General features: G+C 76.1%; 17 protein-coding genes. 7 read left to right on the forward strand and 10 right to left on the reverse strand.

Features of this window, described 5'->3' with window-relative positions; genetic code table 11:
- Window positions 1-220 precede the first annotated feature (220 nt).
- The 4 genes from ACIP5O_RS23030 (at window position 221) to ACIP5O_RS23045 (ending at window position 6314) form a co-directional block, all read left to right on the forward strand.
- Window positions 221-1141, forward strand: coding sequence for an alpha/beta fold hydrolase (locus ACIP5O_RS23030; RefSeq protein WP_401296200.1), 921 nt, complete (start codon window positions 221-223; stop codon window positions 1139-1141).
- Between the two features lie 20 nt (window positions 1142-1161).
- Entirely contained in the window at window positions 1162-1953 is a 792-nt protein-coding gene (locus ACIP5O_RS23035; RefSeq protein ID WP_401296284.1) for a 4'-phosphopantetheinyl transferase, read from the forward strand.
- Window positions 1950-3461 carry a long-chain fatty acid--CoA ligase gene (locus ACIP5O_RS23040; protein ID WP_401296202.1) on the forward strand — a complete coding sequence of 504 codons (1512 nt, stop codon included), beginning with the start codon at window positions 1950-1952 and terminating at the stop codon, window positions 3459-3461. The genes ACIP5O_RS23035 and ACIP5O_RS23040 overlap by 4 nt, the downstream gene beginning before the upstream one ends.
- Before the next feature lie 93 nt (window positions 3462-3554).
- The gene (locus ACIP5O_RS23045; RefSeq protein WP_401296204.1) at window positions 3555-6314 is read left to right on the forward strand and encodes a LuxR C-terminal-related transcriptional regulator; all 2760 of its coding nucleotides are present in this window, start codon (window positions 3555-3557) and stop codon (window positions 6312-6314) included.
- A 76-nt stretch (window positions 6315-6390) separates the two neighbouring features.
- Here ACIP5O_RS23045 and ACIP5O_RS23050 read toward each other — a convergent pair whose 3' ends face one another.
- The gene (locus ACIP5O_RS23050; RefSeq protein WP_401296206.1) at window positions 6391-8130 is read right to left on the reverse strand and encodes a putative Ig domain-containing protein; all 1740 of its coding nucleotides are present in this window, start codon (window positions 8128-8130) and stop codon (window positions 6391-6393) included.
- A 281-nt stretch (window positions 8131-8411) separates the two neighbouring features.
- Here ACIP5O_RS23050 and ACIP5O_RS23055 point away from each other — a divergent pair, with 281 nt between their 5' ends.
- Window positions 8412-8690, forward strand: a complete 279-nt coding sequence (locus tag ACIP5O_RS23055) for a GlsB/YeaQ/YmgE family stress response membrane protein (protein ID WP_356547461.1) — start codon at window positions 8412-8414, stop codon at window positions 8688-8690.
- A 118-nt stretch (window positions 8691-8808) separates the two neighbouring features.
- Here ACIP5O_RS23055 and ACIP5O_RS23060 read toward each other — a convergent pair whose 3' ends face one another.
- The 7 genes from ACIP5O_RS23060 to ACIP5O_RS23090 form a co-directional block, all read right to left on the reverse strand.
- Window positions 8809-9492: a GntR family transcriptional regulator gene (locus ACIP5O_RS23060; RefSeq protein WP_401296208.1), complete on the reverse strand. Its 684-nt coding sequence runs from the start codon at window positions 9490-9492 to the stop codon at window positions 8809-8811.
- Between the two features lie 80 nt (window positions 9493-9572).
- Entirely contained in the window at window positions 9573-10577 is a 1005-nt protein-coding gene (locus ACIP5O_RS23065; RefSeq protein ID WP_401296210.1) for a proline racemase family protein, read from the reverse strand.
- Window positions 10578-10713: 136 nt separating this feature from the next.
- Window positions 10714-11577, reverse strand: coding sequence for a dihydrodipicolinate synthase family protein (locus ACIP5O_RS23070; RefSeq protein ID WP_260606727.1), 864 nt, complete (start codon window positions 11575-11577; stop codon window positions 10714-10716).
- A 175-nt stretch (window positions 11578-11752) separates the two neighbouring features.
- On the reverse strand, window positions 11753-13291 hold the full coding sequence (locus ACIP5O_RS23075; protein WP_401296212.1) for an NAD(P)/FAD-dependent oxidoreductase: 1539 nt from the start codon (window positions 13289-13291) through the stop codon (window positions 11753-11755).
- Complete coding sequence (locus tag ACIP5O_RS23080; protein ID WP_401296214.1) at window positions 13272-13592, reverse strand: (2Fe-2S)-binding protein; 321 nt, start codon at window positions 13590-13592, stop codon at window positions 13272-13274. The genes ACIP5O_RS23075 and ACIP5O_RS23080 overlap by 20 nt, the downstream gene beginning before the upstream one ends.
- Entirely contained in the window at window positions 13589-14818 is a 1230-nt protein-coding gene (locus ACIP5O_RS23085; protein ID WP_401296216.1) for an NAD(P)/FAD-dependent oxidoreductase, read from the reverse strand. Before ACIP5O_RS23085 ends, ACIP5O_RS23080 begins: the two co-directional genes overlap by 4 nt.
- Before the next feature lie 112 nt (window positions 14819-14930).
- Complete coding sequence (locus ACIP5O_RS23090) at window positions 14931-17255, reverse strand: collagenase (protein ID WP_401296218.1); 2325 nt, start codon at window positions 17253-17255, stop codon at window positions 14931-14933.
- Window positions 17256-17497: 242 nt separating this feature from the next.
- Between ACIP5O_RS23090 and ACIP5O_RS23095 the strand changes: the two genes are divergently transcribed.
- Window positions 17498-18745: an SLC13 family permease gene (locus ACIP5O_RS23095; protein WP_401296220.1), complete on the forward strand. Its 1248-nt coding sequence runs from the start codon at window positions 17498-17500 to the stop codon at window positions 18743-18745.
- 86 nt (window positions 18746-18831) lie between these two features.
- Window positions 18832-19287 carry a tellurite resistance TerB family protein gene (locus ACIP5O_RS23100; protein WP_383435800.1) on the forward strand — a complete coding sequence of 152 codons (456 nt, stop codon included), beginning with the start codon at window positions 18832-18834 and terminating at the stop codon, window positions 19285-19287.
- A gap of 49 nt (window positions 19288-19336) precedes the next feature.
- On the opposite strand, the gene ACIP5O_RS23105 is transcribed toward ACIP5O_RS23100, so the two are convergent.
- Entirely contained in the window at window positions 19337-20281 is a 945-nt protein-coding gene (locus tag ACIP5O_RS23105; protein ID WP_401296222.1) for a M56 family metallopeptidase, read from the reverse strand.
- Between the two features lie 5 nt (window positions 20282-20286).
- Window positions 20287-20733 (reverse strand): BlaI/MecI/CopY family transcriptional regulator, encoded by a 447-nt coding sequence (locus tag ACIP5O_RS23110; protein ID WP_401296224.1) that lies wholly within the window; start codon window positions 20731-20733, stop codon window positions 20287-20289.
- Window positions 20734-20771: the final 38 nt, after the last annotated feature.

A 20771-nucleotide genomic window follows, 5' to 3' on the forward strand; every position in this document is an offset into this window, starting at 1 on the left:
GGCGGAGGTCCGGGACGGGACGGGGGCCGGAGAGACGGCAGGAGCCCGGGACGGGATAAGGGCCGGAGAGACGGCAGGAGCCCGGGACGGGATAAGGGCCGGAGAGACGGCAGGAGCCCGGGACGGGACGAGGGCCGGAGAGACGGCAGGAGCCCGGGACGGGACGAGGGCCGGAGAGACGGCAGGAGCCCGGGACGGGATAAGGGCCGCTCCCTTTCCCGTGCTCGCCGAGCCCGTCGCCCCGGACGGTGCCCGGCTCGTCGTCCGCGTCCACGCGCGTCCCGAGCCCACCGCCCCGGTCGTGGTGGTGCTGCCCGCGATGGGCACGCCCGCCCGGCACTACACCCCGCTGGCGCGGGCGCTGCACCGGCGCGGGGCGACCGTGGTGACGGTGGACCCGCGCGGGCACGGCGAGAGCGTCCCGGTCCCGGCGCGCGGGGTCCGGTTCGGCTACCGCGAGCTCGTCGAGCACGACATCGGCGCCGTCCTCGACGCCGTCGCACGCGCCTTCCCCGGCGCGCCCCGGCTGATCCTGGGGCACAGCCTCGGCGGACAGCTCGGCCTGGTGCACTGCGGGCTGTTCCGGCCGCGCCTCGACGGGGTCGTCCTGGTGGCGAGCGGCTCGGCCTGGTGGCGGACCCTCGGTCCACCGGGGGCGCGGTGGCTCGCGCGGAGCCTGCTCTGCGTGGCGGGTGCGGAGCTGCTCGGGTACTGGCCGGGCCACCGGCTCGGGTTCGGCGGGCGCGAGTCGGCGGGGCTGATGCGGGACTGGGCCCGGCAGTTGAGGACGGGACGGTACGCGGCGCGGGGCGCGGCCGCCGACTACGAGGAGGCGCTGCGGGGCGTCGCCCTGCCCGTGCTCGCCGTGGACGTCGAGCACGACGCCCTGGCGCCGGCCCGGGCCGTGGACCACCTGTGCGCGAAGCTCCCCCCGGCCCGCGTCGAGCGCTGGACCTACCGGACGGCGGACGCGGGCGGCCGGGACCTGGACCACTTCCGCTGGATCCGGCACAACACGGGTCTGGTGGAGCGGATCGCGGCCTGGGCGGGGTTCCCGGAGCCCGCCGGAGAGACCGGGGACACCGGGGAGACCGGGAACACCGGCCGGAGCGCGTCGGCCGCCTCGGGCGCCCCCGCGTGAGCGCCCGGCGCGGGGCGCCGCTGCTCGGCGCGCTGCTGCCCGAGGGGGCGTACGGCGCCGAGGAGACCGGCGACCCCGAACCGGCGGGGCTCTTCCCCGAGGAGGCCGCCCTCGTGGCGCGCGCGACGCCGGGCCGGCGGCGCGAGTTCACGACGGCCCGGCTCTGCGCCCACCGGGCCCTGGCGGCCCTGGGGGCGCCCCGGGTCCCGCTCCTGCGGGGGCGGCGCGGGGCGCCCGCGTGGCCGGCGGGCACGGTCGGCGGCCTCACGCACTGCGCGGGGTTCCGGGGCGCGGCGGTGGCACCGGCCGCCCGCTTCCTCGCGCTCGGCATCGACGCCGAACCGCACGCGCCCCTGCCGCCCGGGGTGTGCGGGGCGGTGGCCTTCGGCCCGGAGCCGGCGCGGCTGCGCGAACTGACCGCCCGGCGGCCGGACATCGCCTGGGACCGGCTGCTGTTCAGCGCGAAGGAGTCCGTCTACAAGGCCTGGAGCGGGTACGGCGGCGCCTGGCTCGGCTTCGAGGACGTCGAGGTGGCGTGGGAGGCCGCTCCGGACGAAACCCCGCCCCCGGAGGCGCGTACGGACGACCCCGCGGCCACGGGCCGCTTCCGGGCCCGTCTGCTCGTCCCGCCACCGGAACCGGCGTCACCGGAGACGCCCCCGGGCCCGTGTCCCCTCCCGTCCCTCCTCCACGGCCGCTGGCTCGTCCGCGACGGCCTGCTCCTGACCTCGGTCGCCGTCCCCCGCCCCGTACCGCGTCCGCACCGGCACCCGCACCCGTCCCGTACGCCCCCGAAGGAGTCCGCCCGATGACCGCCGACGACGGAACCGTCCCCGCGCTGCTCGACCGGAGCGCCCGCGCGCACCCCGACCGGACCGCGCTGCGGCTCGGTGCCGACGAGGTGACGTACGGGGAGCTCGACGGGCTCGCCCACCGGACCGCCGCGCTGCTCCGCTCGCGCGGGGTGCGGCCCGGGGACCGGGTCGCGGTCGCGCTTCCCAACAGCACGCTGTTCGCCGCGCTCTACTACGGAATCCTGCGCGCGGGCGCGATCGTCGTCCCGCTCAATCCGCTCCTGCGCGCCGGGGAGGTCCGGCACTGCCTGGCGGACGCCGGGGCGGCGCTGCTGCTCTCCCGGCCCGGGGACGGCGGGGAGGCCGCCGAGGGCGCCCGCCTGGCCGGCACCCCGCACCTGGCGGTCGGACCGGCGGAGTTCACCGCGCTCCTGGCCGTCCACGCCCCCGCGCCGGCGGCCACGCCCCGTACGCCCGGGGACACCGCCGTCGTCCTCTACACCTCCGGTACGACGGGGGAGCCGAAGGGCGCCGAGCTGACCCACGAGAACATCCGGCGCAACATCGACGAGGGGGTACGGGTCCTGGGGCTCGGGGCCCCGGACGTGGTCTTCGGCGGGCTGCCGCTCTTCCACTCCTTCGGGCAGGTGATGGGGCTCGGCTGCGCGGTGGCCGTGGGCGCCTGCCTGACCCTGATGAGCCGCTTCGACCCGGCGGGCGCGCTCTCGCTCGTGGCCCGGGACCGGGTCACGGTCTTCCTCGGGGTGCCCACGATGTACGGGCTGCTGCTGCGGCACCCGGAGCGCGCCCGGTACGACACGTCGTCCCTCCGGGTGTGCCTGTGCGGCGGCTCGCCACTGCCGGTGGCGGTCCACACGGGCTTCGAGTCCGCCTTCGGCTGCGCGGTCCTGGAGGGGTACGGCCTGTCGGAGTCGTCCCCGCTGGCGTGCGTGAACCGGATCGGCCGGCCGCGCGTCCCCGGCACGATCGGCGTCCCGGTCGACGGCGTGGAGATGCGGGTGGTGGACCGGGACGGCAAGGAGGTGCCGGACGGCGAGGCCGGGGAGATCGTGATCCGGGGCCACAACGTGATGAAGGGGTACTGGCGCCGCCCGGAGGCCACGGCGGAGGCGGTGCGGGACGGCTGGCTGCACACCGGCGACCTCGGCACCCGGGACGCCCGGGGCGACTTCCGGGTGGTGGACCGGCTGAAGGACGTGGTGATCAGGGGCGGGTTCAACGTCTACCCGAGGGAGGTGGAGGAGGTCCTGCACCTCCACCCGGACGTGGCGGAGGCGGCGGTCCTCGGGGTCCCGCACCCGGTGCACGGCCAGGAGGTCGCCGCCGCCGTGGTCCTGCGCCCCGGCCGGTACGCCTCCCCCGCCGAGCTGCGGGCCCACGTGCGCGAGCGGGTCGCCCCGTACAAGTATCCGCGCCGGATCTGGCTCGCCGACTCCCTGCCGAAGGGGCCGACGGGCAAGGTCCTCAAGCGCGCGATCGTCCCGCCGGGCGGGGAGCCCGGCTGATCCGCGCCCACCGGCGTAGGGGAGGTCCCTCGTTCCCTTCCGGGAGGGGCCGGTGCTCTGGTCGGGGAGCCGGGGGACGCCTAGCGTGCGTCCATGACCACAGACGTCGCCGACGGCGGCATCGGCCGTCGCCCGGTCCCCGACGCCTCCGACGCCGTCGCCGGCGAGGTGACGGAGCTGCTCGCCCGCCACGGCGGGGTCGTCGTCCACGGGCCGTGGGGCGCCGGGAAGAGCACCCTCCTGGAGGCCGTGTGCCGGCGCTGGAGCGGCGGGGTCCGGCGCGTCCGCAACCGGCCGGGGGACGAACTGCTGCCCTGTTCGGGTCTGGTGCAGCTCTCCGAGGAGTTCCTGCCGTACGCGGGCGGGGAGGTCGACGCCGCGACCAGGCTGCGGCTGCGCGTCCTCGCCGCGCGGACGCTGCGGGAGGCGCCGCGTCCGCTGGTGGCGGTGGACGACGTCCAGTGGCTCGATCCGGTCAGCGCCGACGTCCTGGGCCACGCGGCCGGAGCGGTGGGGCGGGACCGCCTCGCGGTGGTCGCGGCGGAGCGGACCGTGGGGCCGCCGCACCGCGCCGCGGAGTTGCTCGGCGGCCATCCGCCGGTCGTCCCGGTGCCCCCGGCGGGACACGAGGAGGTCGCCGACCGGTTGGAGGCGCTCGGTCTCCCGGTGCGCTGGAGTGCGGCCGTCCTGCGCCACTGCGGCGGCAACCGCGCCCTCCTCGCGGCCTGTTGCGAAGGGCTGGCACGGCGGCCGCCCGCGCGGGGCGGGCCCCTCGGGCCCCTGCCCCTCGACGGCCTGGAGCGGGCCGACGCGCTCGCCGACGCGTGGTTGCGCACGGTGCCGGAGGAGGTGCGCCGGACGCTGCGCACGGCGGCCCTGGCGCACCGGCCCGACACCGACCTGCTGTACCGGGCGGGCCACCGGGAGGCGCACGACCACGTCGCCCACGCGGTGCGCGCCGGTCTGCTGACCACCCCGGACGGTCCGGACGACACCGGCCCGACCGCCGTCCGCTTCTCCGCCCGGGCCCTGGCGCGCGCCGCCGCCGCGGCCGGCACCGCCGCCGACCGCCGCCGTGACCACGAGGCCCTGGCCGCGGCGGTGTCCGACCCGGTGCGCGCCGTGTGGCACCGGGCGACGGCCACGGAGGGGACCGACCGGCCGGCCGCCGAGGACGCCGCGCGGGCCGCGGTGGCCGCGCGGACGGCGGGCGACCGGGACCTGGCCTCCGGACTCATGCTGCTCGCCGCGCGGCTGACCCCGCCCCACCTGCCGGGGCCGCGGTCCGAACGGCTCGCCGAGGCCGCCCTGGACGCGGCGGCTGCGGGGGACGTCGGGGGCGCCCGCCGCGCGGCCGCGTGCCTCGTGCGCGAGCACGGCGCTCCCGAGCAGCGGGTGAAGGCGCTGCTGGCGGTCGTCGACGCCTGCGGGCAGGACCTGACCACCACGGAGACGCTGTTCGCCGCGGCCCGTGGCGCCGCCCGTGACGACCCGCGCCTGCTGGCCGCCGTCGAACTGCGGGCGGCCATCCGGGCCAACGTCGCCGCGGAGGACTTCGACGGGGCCCTCGTCCATGCCCGCACCGCCGCCGCGCTGGCCCGCGGCGCCGGCGACGACCCCCTGCACGCGGCCGCCCTGACGATGGCCGCCCGCATGGAGCGCGTGCTGGGGCGGCCGGACGAGGCACGTGCCACCCTGCGGTCGGCGCTGTCCCTCGCGGTGCCGCCGCACGCCCTCGGGGTCGCCAACAGTCCCGAGTACCTCGGGGCCCGGCTCGCCGTCTTCGACGGGCACCTGGCGCGGGCGCGCACCTCGCTGCTGGCCCTGCTTCCCGTGGCGCAGGCCGCCGGGGGCGCGGAGGACCTCACCGACCTGTGCCGCAGCCTGGCCGAGGTCGACGCCGGGCTCGGTGCCTGCGCGGACGCCCTGGCGTGGGCGGCGCGGGCCCGGTCGTACACCCGGGAGGCGAACCTCTCCCCCGGCCCCGTCTGGTACACCTCCGCCCTCGTCCACTGTCACGGCGGTTCGTTCGAGGAGGCCGGGGCCTACGCCCTGCGGGCCCTGCGGGCCTCCCGGTCGGAGGGGGACCGGCTCCACACCACGCGGAGTCTGTGGATCGCGGGGGCGGTGCACCTCCACTGCGGACGGATCGGGCAGGCCCTCGCCGCCTTCGAGGAGCTGGCCGCCGGCGGGGGGTCGTCGCGGCCGGACGACCCCGTCGTCCTGCGGTGGCAGGCCGACGCCGTGGAGGCGTTCGCGGCCGCCGGGCTCCTGGAGCGGGCGCACGGGATGCTGGACCGCCTGGACGGGGCGACCGCCGCCCACGCCCCGCACGCCTTCGCGCGCGCCACCGTCTCCCGGGCCCGCGCCCTGTGCCTCGCGCGGGCCGGGGACCTCGACCGGGCGGCCGGCGTCTTCGAGGAGGCCGCCGCCGCGTTCGCCGCCCTCGGCCGGCCCGTCGAGCAGGGGCGCACCCTGCTGGCGTGGGGACGGGTCGAGCGCCGGCGCCGGCGGGTCGCCACGGCCAAGGCCGTGTGGGAGCGGGCCCGTTCCGTGTGCGCCGGGGCGGGCGCGCATCCGTGGTCCGCACTCGTGGACGGGCACCTCGCCCGTCTCGCGGGCGCCGCGTCCGGGACCGCCGGTCCGGACGGCGGGGAGGCGTACCGGCTGACCGAGCGCGAGCGGCTCCTCGTCCGCCTGGTCGCCGAGGGGAGGACGAACCCCGAGGCCGCCCACCGGCTGTTCGTCTCCCGCAAGACGGTGGAGGCGATGCTCAGCCGCGTCTACCGCAAGGTCGGCGTGCGCAACCGCACCGAGCTCGCCGCGCTCGTGGGGCCCGGCGAGGGCGTGTGAACGGGCGCGCCCCGGGCCCCGGGCCCCGGTCGGGGGACCGGGGCCCGGGGTCCTGGGGGGCGGGACCCGGAGGGGGTCAGGACCAGACGGTGAAGGTGACCGTGGCGGACGCCTTCTTCCCGGTCGCGTCGGTGACGGTCAGGGTGACGTTGCGGAAGCCCCAGGCGGTGGGGGTGCCGGAGACGAGCCCGCTCGCCGCGTCGATCCCGAGGCCGGCGGGCAGGCCGGTCGCGGAGAACGCGTACGGCGCGGTGCCGCCGCTCGCCCGGAGGGCGAGGCCGAAGGGGCGTCCGACGGTGAGGTTCTGGTTGCCGGGAGCGGCCAGGACCGGGCTGCCCGTGCCGGGGGCGGTGACGGTCCAGGTGAAGGAGGTGGAGCCCTTGCGGCCGGCGGTGTCGGTGGCCGTGACGGTGACGGAGGAGGTGCCGGCCGTGGTCGGGGTGCCGGATATCGTCCCGGTGGCCGGGGCGACGGACAGGCCGGCCGGGAGGCCGGTGGCGGACCAGGTGTAGGGGGCGGTGCCGCCCTCGGCGCTGTTCCTCAGCTCGACGGGCGTGCCGGTGGGGCTGGTTCGGGCGGAGACGGCGGCGACGGTGACCTCGCCGGGCTGCGGGGTCGAGGTGACCAGGGAGGCGCCGAACTTGGCGAGGGCCTCGTTCACGGGCTGGAAGATGGTGAACTTCTCGCCGCTGCCCGAGGAGCAGGTGGCGCTGCCGCCTCCGGAGTGCAGGCCCACGGCCTTTCCTCCGGTCGCGGTGACGTAGGAGCCGCCCGAGTCGCCGCCGGCGGAGCAGGCGCTGGAGTAGGAAAGGCCGTTGATGACGACGTTGCCGTAGTCGACGCTCTGGTTCACCTTGGTGACCTCGCCGCACTGGAATCCGGTGGTCTGGCCGGAGCGGCAGACCGCGGTGCCGACGACGGCTTCGGCACTGCCGGTGAGAGTGACGTCGCCCTTGCCCCATCCGGAGACCGCCGGGGCCGTCTGCCAGCCCGCCTGGTCGACGTCGACGATCCCGAAGTCGCCCTCCGCGGCGTTGACGCTGCCGGTGCCGTTCTTGTTGGAGGTGCCGACGCGGGTGCCGTCCTTGCCGTAGGCGGCCTGGTCGGCGTCGTTGGTGCAGTGACCGGCCGTCAGGAATGCCTTCGCACCGCCGGAGCGGGTGACGGAGAAGCCGATGGAGCACGGGCTCTCCGTGCCCGGCACCCACTTCTCCCCGCCGACCACGTTCCCGCCCTGCTGCCGGGGCGCGTCCCCGGACTCGGTGACCCCCACCAGGTCGCCGAGGCCGGCGAGGCGGGTCCTGAACGCGTCGGTGGCGGCGGTGGCCCGGGCGGGGTCGAGGACGACCTCGACCCGGTTGCCGCGCACGTCGGGTCCCCAGGAGAGCAGGCCGGGGACGTTCTCGGCCCACCGGCCGACCTGTCGGGCGGTGGCGTCGAGCGCGGCGGCGGAGTGCCGGACCCGCTGGGCGACGGCTCCCGCCCGGCGGACCGCGTCGGCGTCGGCGCCGGTGGTGACGGCGGCGTGCAGGCGCCCGTCGGAGGCGTCGAACCACAGTCCCGCGACGCGGTCCCCCACCGTGGCGCGCACGGCGGTCGCGACCCGTTCCGCGGCCTGTTCGGCGGCCATCCGGTCGCGCACGCCGTCGGCGGAGAGACCGAGGTCGCGGCCCATCGCCGCGCGCACGTCGGCGGGCACCGGGGCGGTGGGGGACGGAGCCGGAGGACCGGCGTGGGCGGGAAGGACTCCGAGCCCGACGACGGCGGTGACCGTCGCGAGTCCGGTGAGGAAGTGGCGGTTCCGTACTGGACGCATGGGGGCGTTCCCTTTCGCGGAGGGGGAAGGGGCCGGCGCGGACGGGCCACCGGTGGGATTCCGTCCGGCGCCCCGCCGCTGGGGACTGGGCACAGCCTCGGGGGTCGTCGGCCGTCGTGAACAGCGGGGAACTCCCTTGCGTCCCGGGAGCGTCCTCCGCCCTGTCCGCGGGGCACGGGAGCACCGGCGCGAAGTTTTTCCGACGCGGGGCGTTTACGCGAGCCCGATTGGTCCAGACGAAGAACTGACAAGTTCCTTATGTGACGGACTGGAGAAGCATCGTGGGCATCATCGCGTGGATCCTCATCGGCCTGATCGCCGGCGCCATCGCCAAGGCCCTGATGCCGGGCAAGGACCCCGGCGGCATCATCATCACCATGCTCATCGGCATCGCCGGCGGCCTGCTCGGCGGCTTCCTCGGCAAGGTCATCTTCGGTGTGGACTCCGTCGACGGCTTCTTCGAGATCTCCACCTGGGTCGCCGCGATCGTCGGCTCCGTGATCCTGCTGGCCCTCTACCGCATGGTCACCGGCAACCGACACTCGCACCGTCACGCGTAACCCGCGCGCACCGCACATCGGTTCCGAACGGCTCCCACCCCTGTACGCAGGGCGGGAGCCGTCGGCGTTTCCCGCCGGACCCGCACCGGCCGGCCGGTGGCCGCCGGAACGGGGTGCGTCAGGCGTCCGCCGGCCCGTCGCGGCCCTCGGCCCACAGGGAGCGGACGTGGCCGAGGTGGCGGCGCATGCAGGCCTCGGCCCCGCGCGCGTCCCCGGCGATCATGAGGTCGAGGAGTTCGACGTGCTCCTCGGCGGAGGAGACGAGCAGTCCGGCCTCGTCCAGGCCCGTCAGGCCGTAGAGGCGGGAGCGCTTGCGCAGGTCCCCGACGGTCTCGACGAGGCGCTCGTTGCCGGAGAGGCCGAGCAGGGCGAGGTGGAAGCGGCGGTCGGCCTCCAGGTAGCCGATGAGGTCGTGCTCGCGGGCGCGGGCGACGATCTCCTGGGCGACCGGGCGGAGTTCCTCCAGGCGTTCCCGCGCGGCCGTCTTCGTGATCCGGCCGACGGTGGGGACCTCGATGAGGGTGCGCAGTTCGGTGTACTGGTCGAGGTCGCGCTCGCTGACCTCGGTGATGCGGAAGCCCTTGTTGCGGACGGGCTCGACCAGGCCCTCCCGGGCCAGGTCGAGCATGGCCTCCCGGACCGGGGTGGCGGAGACGCCGAGGTCGCTCGCGAGGCCGGGGGCCGAGTACACCTGGCCGGGGCGCAGCTCCCCGGCTATCAGGGCGGCTCGGAGGGCGTGCCCGACCTGGTCGCGGAGCCGTTCCTGCGCCCTGACGAGGCCGTACTGCTTCAGGTCACCCATGCGTGCGTCCTCCGAGAAGTCACGGAGGAGCATCGTACAATGTCACGTTTCGCCGCACGGGCCGCCCGTCTCCGCACGGTTCAGAGGAGGAATCCGGCCGGGAACGGGTCGTCGGGGTCGAGGAAGTACTGGGCCGTGCCGGTGATCCAGGCCCGGCCGGTGACGGTGGGGACGACGGCGGGCAGCCCGCCCACGGTGGTCTCGCCGACGATCCGGCCGGTGAACTCGGTGCCGATGAAGGACTCGTTGACGAAGTCGGTGCCCGGGGCGAGCAGTCCCCGGGCGTGCAGTTGGGCCATGCGGGCGCTGGTGCCGGTGCCGCACGGGGAGCGGTCGAACCAGCCGGGGTGGATGGCCATGGCGTGGCGCGAGCGGGTGGCGTCGGAGCCCTGCGCGGCCAGGTAGACGTGCTTGATCCCGGCGATGGCGGGGTCCTCCGGGTGGACCGGCCGGTCGGGTCCGGCGTCGATCGCGGCCATGACGGCGAGCCCGGCGGCGAGGAGGTCGTCCTTGCGGTCGCGGTCGAAGGGCAGCCCCAGGGCGTCGAGGTCGACGAAGGCGTAGAAGTTGCCGCCGTAGGCGAGGTCGTAGGTGACGGTGCCATACCCGGGCACGTCCGCCTTGAGGTCGAGGCCGACGCAGTAGGAGGGGACGTTGGTGAGCGTGACCGCCTTCGCGGCGCCGTCCTCCACGCGTACGTCGACGCTCACGAGCCCCGCCGGGGTGTCGAGGCGGACGGTGGTGACGGGTTCGGCGACCGGCACCATGCCCGTCTCGACGAGGACGGTGGCGACCCCGATGGTGCCGTGGCCGCACATCGGGAGGAGCCCGGACACCTCGACGTAGAGGACGCCGTAGTCGGCGTCGGGGCGGGTGGGCGGCTGGAGGATCGCGCCGCTCATCGCCGCGTGGCCGCGCGGCTCGTACATGAGGAGGGTGCGGAGGTGGTCGAGGTGCTCGGCGAAGTGGAGCCGCCGCTCGGCCATCGTGGCGCCGGGGATCGCCCCGAGGCCGCCGGTGATCACCCGGGTGGGCATGCCTTCGGTGTGGGAGTCCACCGCGTGGTAGACGTGGCGGGTGCGCATGGGTCCCCTTCTGTCGGTGTCGTGAGGACGGGCGGGCGGACGGGCGGACGGGCTGGCGGGCGGACGAGCCGGCGGGCCGGTGGGCTTTTCACGGGCGGGGTCGCGGGCGGGGTTACGGCCTTGCTCGCGGGCCGGGTTACGCGTGCCCCTCCGCGAGGACCTTCTCCGTGGCGGCCCGGACGGCGGCCTCCTGCTCGGGTGCGAGCGGGAGCCGGGGCGGCCGGGAGACGCCGCCGTGGTGTCCGGCGAGGTCCATGGAGAGCTTGATCGCCTGGACGAACTCGGTCTTCGAGTCCCAGCGGAAGAGCGGGTGGAGGGACCGGTAGAGCGGGAGGGCGGTGTCGAGGTCCCCGGCGACGGCGGCCCGGTAGAGGGCGGCGCAGGTGCGCGGGAGGGCGTTGGGGTAGCCGGCGACCCAGCCGACCGCGCCGGCGAGGGCGAGTTCGAGGAGGACGTCGTCGGCGCCGGCCAACAGGTCGAGCCCGGGGGCGAGTTCGGCGATCTCGTAGGCGCGGCGGACGTCCCCGCTGAACTCCTTGACGGCGACGACGCTGCCGTCGGCGTGGAGCCGGGCGAGGAGGGCGGGGGTGAGGTCGACCTTGGTGTCGAGGGGGTTGTTGTAGGCGACGACGGGCAGGCCGACGGCGGCGACGGCGGCGAAGTGGTCGCGTACGGCCGCCTCGTCGGCCCGGTAGGCGTTGGGCGGCAGGAGCAGGACGGAGCCGGCGCCGGCCTCGGCGGCCTGTTCGGCCCAGCGGCGGGCCTCGGCGGCGCCGTACGCGGAGACGCCCGGCATGACGCGGGCCCCGTCCCCGGCCGCCTCGACGGCGGTCCGCACCACCCGGGCGCGCTCGTCGTCGGTGAGCGTCTGGTACTCGCCGAGGGAGCCGTTCGGGACGACTCCGTCGCAGCCCTCGGCGATCAGCCGGGCCACGTGGCGCGCGTAGGCGTCGTGGTCGACGGAGCCGTCGTCGCGCAGGGGGAGGGCGGTGGCGACCATGATCCCGCGCCAGGGGCGGTCGCGGTGTGCGGGGGTTTGCGCGGGGGTTTGCAGCGGGGCGTGCACAGGGGCTTGCTCGCGGACCATGAAAGGACTCCCTTGTGTGGTGTGTGACATTTTATTGATGGACGGGCGGGCCACAAGAGGCCCGCGCTCGCCTCCTTCTGACGCCCGGTCAGCTTTCGGTACGGCCCTGCTCCGGGAGTTCCGCCAGATGACGGAGCGGTACGGGGCAGGAGAGCGGGCGCCGGTCCGGGACCGCTCCTCCCCCGGCGGCGCCTCCGGCGAGGGCGGCCACGGCGGGGCCGCACGTGCGGCCCTGGCACCAGCCCATGCCGGCGCGGGTGAGCAGCTTGACCGTACGGGCGTCCCGGGCGCCCAGGGCGTCGACGGCCTCCGTCACGCGGGCGGCCGGCACCTCCTCGCAGCGGCAGACCTCGGTGTCGGGTCTCAGCCATCCGGTCCAGCCGGGTCCGGGCCGGTGCACGGCGCCCATCGCCTCCGCGAAGGCGCGCAGCCGGTCGCGGTGGCGCCGGAGCGCGGCCTCGCGGGGCTCCAGGGTCCGGGCGCCGAGGAGGGTGCGGGTGATCGACAGCGCCGCCAACTTCCCTTCCACGACCGCGAGTCGGGCGCCTCCGATGCCGCCCGTCTCTCCTGCGGCCCAGACGCCGGGGACCGAGGTCGACTGTTCGGCGTCGAGGACGAGGGCGGCCGTCCCGTCGGCGCTCGTGCGGGTCGCGCAGCCGAGGGCCGTGGCGAGTTCCAGCTGCGGGACGAGGCCGTGGCCGACGGCGAGCGCGTCGCAGGGGATCCGGCGGCCGGTGCCCGGCAGGGGGCGCCAGTCGGGGTCGAGCCGTGCCACGGTCACCGCCTCGACGCGCCCGGAGCCGTGGGCCTCGACGACCGCGTGCCGGGCGAGGAGCCTGGTGCCGTGCCGCAGCAACGCGCTTCCGTGCAGGGCGCCTTCGGCGAGCTTGGCGGGGTTGCGGAGGAGCGTGGGGACGAAGCCGGAGTAGCCGAGGTACGCACCGGCCTCGACGACGGCGGGGACGCGGGCGCCGGCCGCCGCGAGGGAGCCGGCGACCGCCAGGAGCAGGGGGCCGCTGCCGGCCACGACGACCCGGCGGCCGGGCAGGACGAGCCCGCTCTTGAGCATCGCCTGCGCACCCCCGGCGCCCACCACGCCCGGCAGCGTCCAGCCCGGGAACGGCAGTTGGCGCTCGTGGGAGCCGGTGGCCAGGAGCGCCGCCCGGGCCCGGACGGTCGCGGCGGCCTCGTCGGGCCCGGCCACGGCGTGCAGCCTCCAGCCTGTGCCCTCGGGCAGCACCGTCCAGACGTGGTGTCCGGGCAGGTGGACGACCCTGCCCGCCCGGACGAGGCCGTCCAGGGCCGCCGCGCGGCGGGTGAACTCCCGCCAGTCGTGGTGGAGCGCCCCGGGTCGCCGCGCGCCCAGCTCGGGCGCGGGATGCCGGTGGTACTGGCCGCCGGGCCGGTCACCGGCGTCGACGAGGACCACCCGGAGGCCGCGCCGGGCCGCCTCCACGGCGGCGGCGAGACCGGCGGGACCGGCACCGACGACGGCGAGGTCGAACGGCTCGGACGGTTCTGGCGGCTCGGACGGTCGGGAGGACTCGGACGGCCCGGAGCGCTCGGAGGGCGCTGGCTGCCCGGACGATTCGGGCGGCCCGGACGGCTCACACCGCGAGGTCGGCACGGCCCGTTCCCTCCTGTGTCGTGACGGCGTCGCCGGGGCGGGCCGGGGTGAGGCAGGCCCGCAGGTTGGGGCGTCCGTCGACCGTGACGAGGCAGTCGAAGCAGCTTCCCATGCCGCAGAAGACCCCGCGCGGCGCCCCGGCGTTCCTGGTGGTGCGCCAGGTCAGGATGCCCGCGCTCCACAGGACGGCCGCGACGGACTGGCCGTCCAGGGCGGGGAGCGGGCGTCCGTCGAACGTGACGGTGAAGGCGGTCTCGGCCCGGCCGCCGACCAGGGCGCGCGGGGTACGGCGTCGTCTCATGGGGTGCTCTCCCGTCGTCCGGGGTCGGAGGTGTCGTCGAAGCGTTCGGGCCGGAAGGGCGCCGGGTCCACGCCCGCCACCCCCGCCACCCCCTCCATCCCCTCCCCCGCGCCGCCCGTGAGCGCGGTGGCGATCAGGAGCCCCGTGGCCGGGGCGAGGCCGATGCCCGCGCCCTCGTGGCCGCAGGCGTGCAGCAGCCCGGGGACGCGCGGATCGGGACCGATCGCCGGCAGGTGGTCCGGCAGGTAGGGGCGGAAGCCGTGGTAGGCGCGCAGCACCCGCACCTCCGCGAGGACCGGGAAGAGCGCGGCGGCCCGGGCGGCGAGCCGGCGCAGGGCCTCGGTGGACAGGGAGCGGTCGAAGCCGACGCGTTCGCGGGTGGCGCCGATGAGCACGGGCCCGGCGGGGGTGCCCTCGACGACGGCCGAGGACTGGAGCGCGGCCGAGCCGCTGGCGACGTCCGCGACGTAGTCGGCGGCGTACACCTTGTGCCGTACGACCCTGGGGAGGGGCTCGGTCACCAGGACGAAGCCGCGCCGGGGCCGTACCGGAAGGTCCGTGCCGGCGAGCGCGGCGAGCGCGCCGCCCCAGGTCCCGGCCGCGTTGACGACGGCGGGGGCGGTGAGGTCGCGGCGGGTCGTGCGGACCCCGCGCACCGCTCCGGAGGGGGTGCGGAGGACGTCGGTGACCTCCTCGCCGAGGTGGACGGCGGCGCCGGAGGCGGCGAGGAGGCGGGCCGCCGCGCGGGCGGGCTGGACCTGGGAGTCCTGCGGGTAGTGGAAGCCGCCCGCGAGACCGGGGGCGAGGTGCGGTTCCAGGGCGCGCAGTCCGTCGCCGGGGACCTCGGCGGCCTCGACGCCGGCCGTCCGCTGTCCCTCCGCGAAGGCGTGCAGGGCCCTGAGGGCGGTCGGGTCGGGCGCCACGACGAGGCCGCCCTTGGCCTCGTACTCGATGTCGGGCGGGAGCAGGGCGGCGAGGTCGCGCCAGAGGCGCGCGGAGAGCAGGGCGAGGTCGAGTTCGGGTCCGGGTTCCTTGTCGGAGACGAGGAGGTTGCCCTCGCCGGCGCCGGTGGTGCCGCCCGCGACCGGGCCCCGGTCGACGACCGCGACGGAGAGTCCCGCGCGGCCCGCGAAGTACGCGCAGGCGGCTCCGACGACACCCGCGCCGACGATCACGACGTCCGGGCTCAGGCTCCGGCTCTGGCTCTGGCTCTGGCTCTGGGACACGACAGTAAGGTGCCACCTTCCCTTGAGGAGGAACAGGGCGGAACGGGGCCGGGGCCGGAGGGCGCGTCGGGGGTCGCCCGACCGGGCGCCCTCCGGACCCGGTGCGCGCGGCTCAGCCGCGCAGCGGTCCCTCGCAGGTGTAGCCGGAGGTTCCCGCGCGTCCGCCGGTCCAGAGGTCGACGGGACCGAAGGAGCAGTCCATGTCGGCCAGGTTGTTCGAGGCCGCGCCCGCCCGGTCGAGGAGGAAGTAGTCGACGGTCTCGGACATGTCCTTGAAGACCTGGTCAGCGCTCGCCGCGTTCGCGAGGTTGGCCGTGACGCGGCCGGTGCAGACGAAGCGGCGTCCGCCCGGCGCGCCGGTCTCCGCGCAGGCGGGGGTGTTGGAGGTCGCGGCGGCGAAGGAGGCGGCGACCTCGGAGGCCTTGGAGTCCCGCAGCCGGTCGTTCGGCGTGAACGTGGTGACCGGCACGTACAGGCGGTCCACCTCGGCGATCCGGGCGTCGAGGAAGGAGTCGTAGCCGCGCTGGAGCGCCGTGTCGGAGCCGAGCCGCGCGCGCCAGGCGTCGTACGCGGTGACGTTGTTCCCCCGCAGGTGTCCGTACATCTCGCGCAGCAGGGACGGCTTCTCGGTCCAGAGGTACTCGAAGAAGGTGCCGGCGTAGTGGTAGAAGCGGAACCCGTCGCCGTCGTAGGTGGCGTTCAGGAGCTGACGTACCGTCATACGAGGTCCGCCGCCCGCCGTGTCGGAGATGACGCCGCGGACGAGCGACTTGCGGACGGCGACGCCGTTGTCACGGGTGGCGCCGGCGAAGAACTCGGCCGTGCCCTCGTCCATGGCGGTGGTGCGGTCGTTCTGGTACCAGGGGCCCTCGCCGAAGAAGCCGGGCACGGCGTACCGGCCGTTCAGGTAGTGCGTGTACTCGTGCCGGAAGAGCTCTTCGAGGGTGAGCGTGGAGTCCTGCGGGACGCGCCGCTCGTAGGTGTAGAAGGTGGCGCCGCGCTCGATGTAGATGCCGCCGTTGTTCGTGTCCATCCCGGTCAGGATGGGGTGGTACTGCTCGTAGTCGGCGCGCGAGGCGTACAGGACGATGTTCAGGGTGGAGTTGGGGTCGCCGGCCAGGGGCTCCTGGGTGCCGAGGACGCGGTGGAACTGCGCCTTGACCCGCTTGCTCGCGTAGTAGAGCGTGTCGACGGTCGCGCGCGGGAGGCCGGTGCGGACCTTGATGGCCCCGTTGTCGTACGTGTAGGCGTACGGGAAGATCCGGCGCTCGATGTCCTCCTTGCACACCTTGTAGGGGGCGCAGGCGTCGTAGAAGTTGAGCCAGGAGACGAGCGAGGCCCACGGCGCGCTCGCGGTGCCGAAGGCGGTCTCGACCGGGCCGAGCAGGGCGCCGAGGTCGGCGACGACGCCGGTGCGCAGGCCGTCGATCTGGCCGAAGCGGCCGTACTCGCTCAGCGCGTCGCGGGCGACCCAGGCGTTGGCGGTCCCCTTGAGGTGTCCGTAGCCGGAGAAGGCCTTGAAGGCGGCGCGGTACGCGGGGTCGGCGGCGGCCGCCGCGTGGAAGGCGGCGTCCTGGTTGCCCGGGTAGACGCCGAGGTAGTTGACGGAGAGCGCGGCGAGCGCGGCGTTCGCCCAGGCCGGGTCGAGGCGCGTCGCGGTGTGGTCGGCGTCCATAGTCGCCAGGACCTTGCGGATCAGGGGCAGTTGGTGGTGGCGCAGGCCGGGCGCGCTGGCCGCGTAGAGGGCCTCGCGGAGGGTGGCGGCGTTGGCCGGGGTGGCGTCGAAGGTGCGGGCGGCCGTGCCGTGGTCGGCGACGGCGCGGCGCACGGCGTCGACGGTCGGGGCGTCGGTGGTGTCGATCTCGTCGCGCGAGAAGTCGTGGTAGGCCACCGCGTGGAGGTAGGTGAACAGCTCTTCCAGGTGGGTGGAGTTGCGTCCGTCGTGGCTCGCGGCGAGCGAGGAGGCGCGGCGGGCGACGGCCTGGACGTGGGCGTCGGACATGACCGGGGCGAGCCGGGCGTCCCAGGTCCATATGAGGTCGCGCAGACAGCCGTCGGCGGTCACGGCGGGGTCGGTGAGGAAGTCGGCGAGCCGCTCGGGGGCCAGGCCGGTGACCCCGTCGAGGGTGCAGGGCGCGGCGGCGCTCTTCCGGGCCCCGCGCGGCGCGGTGACGGCGGCGGCCTCGGCGGGTCCGGGGATCCGGCCGGCGGCGGTGCCGCCCGGGGCGGGTGCGGGGGCGGCGGTGGCCGGGGGCGCGGTGGCGAGGCGGTCGACCTCGTCGTACGGGTGCGGCCGGGCCTCGGCGGCGGGCGGCGCGCTCCCCGCGGTCGCGGTCCGGTCGGCGGCCTGACTGACGGTCTGCCCGAGCGGTACGAGCAGCCCGGCCGCCAGTACGGCGGCGAGCAGGGTGGTGCGCACGGATCTGTGCTGGGACACCAGAACTCCTGTGTCGGGAGGGGGATGTGGGGGTGGTTCCCAGTCAACTTGCCTGGCTGTAGGTCGAGTTGACGTCGATTGCAGCTGCGGTGCGAGCAGTACCATAGTAATGTGAAATTGCACTGACAAGGGGTGGGCGGGAACCGGGCGGGAAAAACACGGCGGCTCCGGGATCGGACGGGTCCCGAAACCGGGCGGACCCCGACGCCACCCCGCCCCCGCGACCCCGGATGATCGGACGCATGCTCGTCTCGTCCGTGTCCGTGCTCGCCCTGGCCGTGGTGCTCGTCTGCGCCGTCGTCCGTCCCTTCCGTCTGCCCGAGGCGGTCTTCGCGCTGCCCGCCGCCGGCGCCGTCCTCGCGGTGGGGGCGGTCACGCCCGACGCCGTGCGCGAGGAGGCCGAGCGGCTCGGGCCGGTGATCGGTTTCCTCGCGGCCGTGCTCGTCCTCGCCCGGCTCTGCGACGACGAGGGCCTCTTCCAGGCGTGCGGCGCCTGGATGGCCCGCTGGTCCCGGCGCCGGCCCCGACGGCTGCTCGGCGCCGTCTTCGGCCTCGCCTCGCTGATCACCGCCGTGCTGAGCCTGGACGCGACGGTCGTCCTGCTGACCCCGGTGGTCTTCGCGACGGCCGCCCGGATGGGGGCGCGGCCCGCGCCCCACGTCTACGCGAGCGCCCACCTGTCGAACACGGCCTCGCTGCTCCTGCCCGTCTCGAACCTGACCAACCTGCTCGCCTTCACGGCCACCGGCCTCGGCTTCACCCGGTTCGCGCTCCTGATGCTGCTCCCCTGGCTCACCGCCGTCGCGGTCGAGTACGCGGTCTTCCGGCGCTTCTTCGCCCGCGACCTCGCCGCCCCGGCCGACGCCGCCGGGCCGCCGGAGCCCGTCGCGCTCCCGCTCTTCGCCCTGGTCACCGTGGCCGCGACCCTCGCGGGCTTCGCCGTCGCCTCGGCCACCGGGGTGGACCCGGCCTGGGCGGCCGCGGCGGGCGCCGCCGTCCTGGCCGTACGCGCCCTGGCCCGGCGCCGCACCACCCCGCGCGCGCTGGTCCGCGCGGCCTCGCTGCCGTTCCTCGCCTTCGTCCTGGCCCTGGGCGTCGTCGTCCGCGCCGTCGTCGACAACGGTCTGGGCGCCGCCCTCGCCCACCTCCTGCCCGACGGCACCTCCCTGCCGGCGCTGCTCGGCACCGCCGCGCTCGCCGCCGTCCTCGCCAACCTCATCAACAACCTGCCCGCGACCCTGGCCCTGGCACCGCTGGCGGCCCCCTCGGGGCCCGGCGCGGTGCTCGCCGTCCTGATCGGCGTGAACATCGGCCCCAACCTCACGTACGCGGGCTCCCTCGCCACCCTCCTGTGGCGCCGCATCGCCCACCACCACGAACACCCGGTCGACCTGGGGCGGTTCACCCGCCTCGGGCTGCTCACCGTGCCCGCCGCCCTCGTCGCCTCGACGGCGGCCCTGTGGGTCTCGCTCCTGCTCCTGGGCGGATGACCGGCACCCGCGGGCCCGGGAACTCCCGGCGGCACTGCTACGTTCTACACATACGTAGAAGTAAGCGATCGACGTCGGGAGTGCTCATGGCCCTGTGGGACCGCATCAAGGAATCCGCATCGACGATGCAGACCCAGCTGGTGGCGAGGAAGAACGACCTGAAGAGCGGTGCGTTCCGGGACGCGAGCATGGCCATGTGCGCCCTCGTCGCCGCCGCCGACGGCACGATCGACCCCGCCGAGCGCCGCCGGGTCGCCCAGCTCATCGCCACCAACGAGGTGCTGCAGAACTTCGACGCGCTCGACCTCCAGCGCCGCTTCGACGCCAACCTGGACAAGCTCACCGCCGACTTCGACTTCGGCAAGGTCGGCGTCCTCCAAGAGATCGCCAAGGCCAAGAAGAAGCCGGCCGAGGCCCGCGCCGTCGTCCAGATCGGCATCGTCATCGGCGGCGCCGACGGCGACTTCGACAAGACGGAACAGGCCGTGGTCCGCGAGGCGTGCTTCGCCCTGGGCCTGCCGCCGCACGAGTTCGACCTCTAGTCCGCGCGAACGGGGCCCCGGGACTCGGGGCCCCGGAGGCCGGGCCTCGCTACACCGACGTGGTCGCCGCGTGCAGCACGAAGTACAGCGTGACCGCCGAGTTGGCCGAGGACAGGGCCGAGACCGTCGTGCCGAAGGCGGCGCCCCAGGCGGCCAGGCCGGCGGCCGTGCAGACCGGTGGCCAGGCGCGGCCCATCGGGGCCGGGCGCATCAGGGCGGCGACCCGGCGGGGCACCGGGCCCACCGCCGCCAGGGCGGGGAGGGTGGCGGCGGGCGCGCGCGGGGCGAGGAGGGCGGCCCTGCCGATCGCCCGGGCCACGGTGCGGCGGCTGCCGATCTCGGCCGCCGCCTCCTCGTCGGCCCACCGCTCGGCGGTGTACGCGACGGCGGTGCGCAGCGGGCGCAGGAACGGGTTGGCGCGGGCCGCCAGGTGGACCGTCAGGAGGTGCCGGTGGTGACGCCCGTCCAGATGGGCCCGCTCGTGGGCGAAGAGGGCCCGGCGCTCGGCGGCGGCCAGGCCGGCGAGCATGCCGGTGCTGACCACGACCCGGCCCCGGCCGTGCCCCCGGCCGCCGGGGAGCGCGTACGCGTACGGGGTGCGGTCCGGCAGCACCGCGACGGACGTCGGCGGCAGCCCGGCGAGCGCGCCCGACGCCCTGCGCCGCACCCGCAGTTGCCGCCACGCGGCAATGCCGCAGGAGACGAGGACGGCGAGGAGCGCGGGGATGGCCGCCCGGCCCGCGATCTCGTCGTACGGGACGGCCGCCCGCACGTCGGGGTCCGACCAGCCGTCGGGGAGCGGGTTGCCGGGCAGTTGCGCGGTGCCCACGATCACGAGCAGTCCGAGGCAGAGCGTGCTGCACACGGCGGAGACGCCGGCGACGGCGGCGAGCAGCCGGGTCGCGGTACGGGGATGGAGCCGCTGTTCGGCGAGGCGGGCGATCGGCCACGCGGTGAGCGGAAGGACCAGGGGAAGGAAGACGAAGACTCCCATGGCGGTCAGCCTTCCTCCTCCCCGGCCTCCGGGGAGGGAAGTCCCGCTTCCGGAGAGAGGAGTTCGGCTTCCGGGGAGAGGAGTTCACGGAGGAGTCGCTCGTCGTTCGGCGAGAGCGCGGTCACGAAGCTGGCCAGGACCGCCTGCCGGTCCGCCTCGGCGTCCAGGACCTTCCGCATCCGCAGGGCGGCGAGTCCCGCCTCGTCCGCGACCGCCGTCCACCGGAAGGACCGGCCCGCGCGCTCGCGTTCGACGGCGCCCTTCGCCCGCAGCCGGGTCAGGATGGTGATCACGGTGGTGTAGGCGAGGCCGCCGCCGAGGCGCTCGCGCACCCACGCCACGGGCACCGGCTCGGACGCCTCGCGCAGGACGGCGAGCACCTGGGCCTCCAGCTCGCCCTGCCCGCGCCTGCGGGCCGAGGGCTCCGCCCCGTCCTCGTTCCGGTCCGCCATGCCGCCGCCCTTTCCGTTCCCGACGTTCCCCACGTTCC

This window comes from Streptomyces sp. NPDC088915 (assembly GCF_044749825.1).
Taxonomy (GTDB): Bacteria; Actinomycetota; Actinomycetes; order Streptomycetales; family Streptomycetaceae; genus Streptomyces.

Coding starts and splice junctions, on each gene's coding strand:
- ACIP5O_RS23060 (WP_401296208.1), bottom strand. CDS start 9,492: ATGGGTGACCTGAAGCAGTACGGCCTCGTCAGGGCGCAGGAACGGCTC.
- ACIP5O_RS23050 (WP_401296206.1), bottom strand. CDS start 8,130: ATGCGTCCAGTACGGAACCGCCACTTCCTCACCGGACTCGCGACGGTC.
- ACIP5O_RS23065 (WP_401296210.1), bottom strand. CDS start 10,577: ATGCGCACCCGCCACGTCTACCACGCGGTGGACTCCCACACCGAAGGC.
- ACIP5O_RS23100 (WP_383435800.1), top strand. CDS start 18,832: ATGGCCCTGTGGGACCGCATCAAGGAATCCGCATCGACGATGCAGACC.
- ACIP5O_RS23040 (WP_401296202.1), top strand. CDS start 1,950: ATGACCGCCGACGACGGAACCGTCCCCGCGCTGCTCGACCGGAGCGCC.
- ACIP5O_RS23110 (WP_401296224.1), bottom strand. CDS start 20,733: ATGGCGGACCGGAACGAGGACGGGGCGGAGCCCTCGGCCCGCAGGCGC.
- ACIP5O_RS23105 (WP_401296222.1), bottom strand. CDS start 20,281: ATGGGAGTCTTCGTCTTCCTTCCCCTGGTCCTTCCGCTCACCGCGTGG.
- ACIP5O_RS23045 (WP_401296204.1), top strand. CDS start 3,555: ATGACCACAGACGTCGCCGACGGCGGCATCGGCCGTCGCCCGGTCCCC.
- ACIP5O_RS23080 (WP_401296214.1), bottom strand. CDS start 13,592: ATGAGACGACGCCGTACCCCGCGCGCCCTGGTCGGCGGCCGGGCCGAG.
- ACIP5O_RS23095 (WP_401296220.1), top strand. CDS start 17,498: ATGCTCGTCTCGTCCGTGTCCGTGCTCGCCCTGGCCGTGGTGCTCGTC.
- ACIP5O_RS23070 (WP_260606727.1), bottom strand. CDS start 11,577: ATGGTCGCCACCGCCCTCCCCCTGCGCGACGACGGCTCCGTCGACCAC.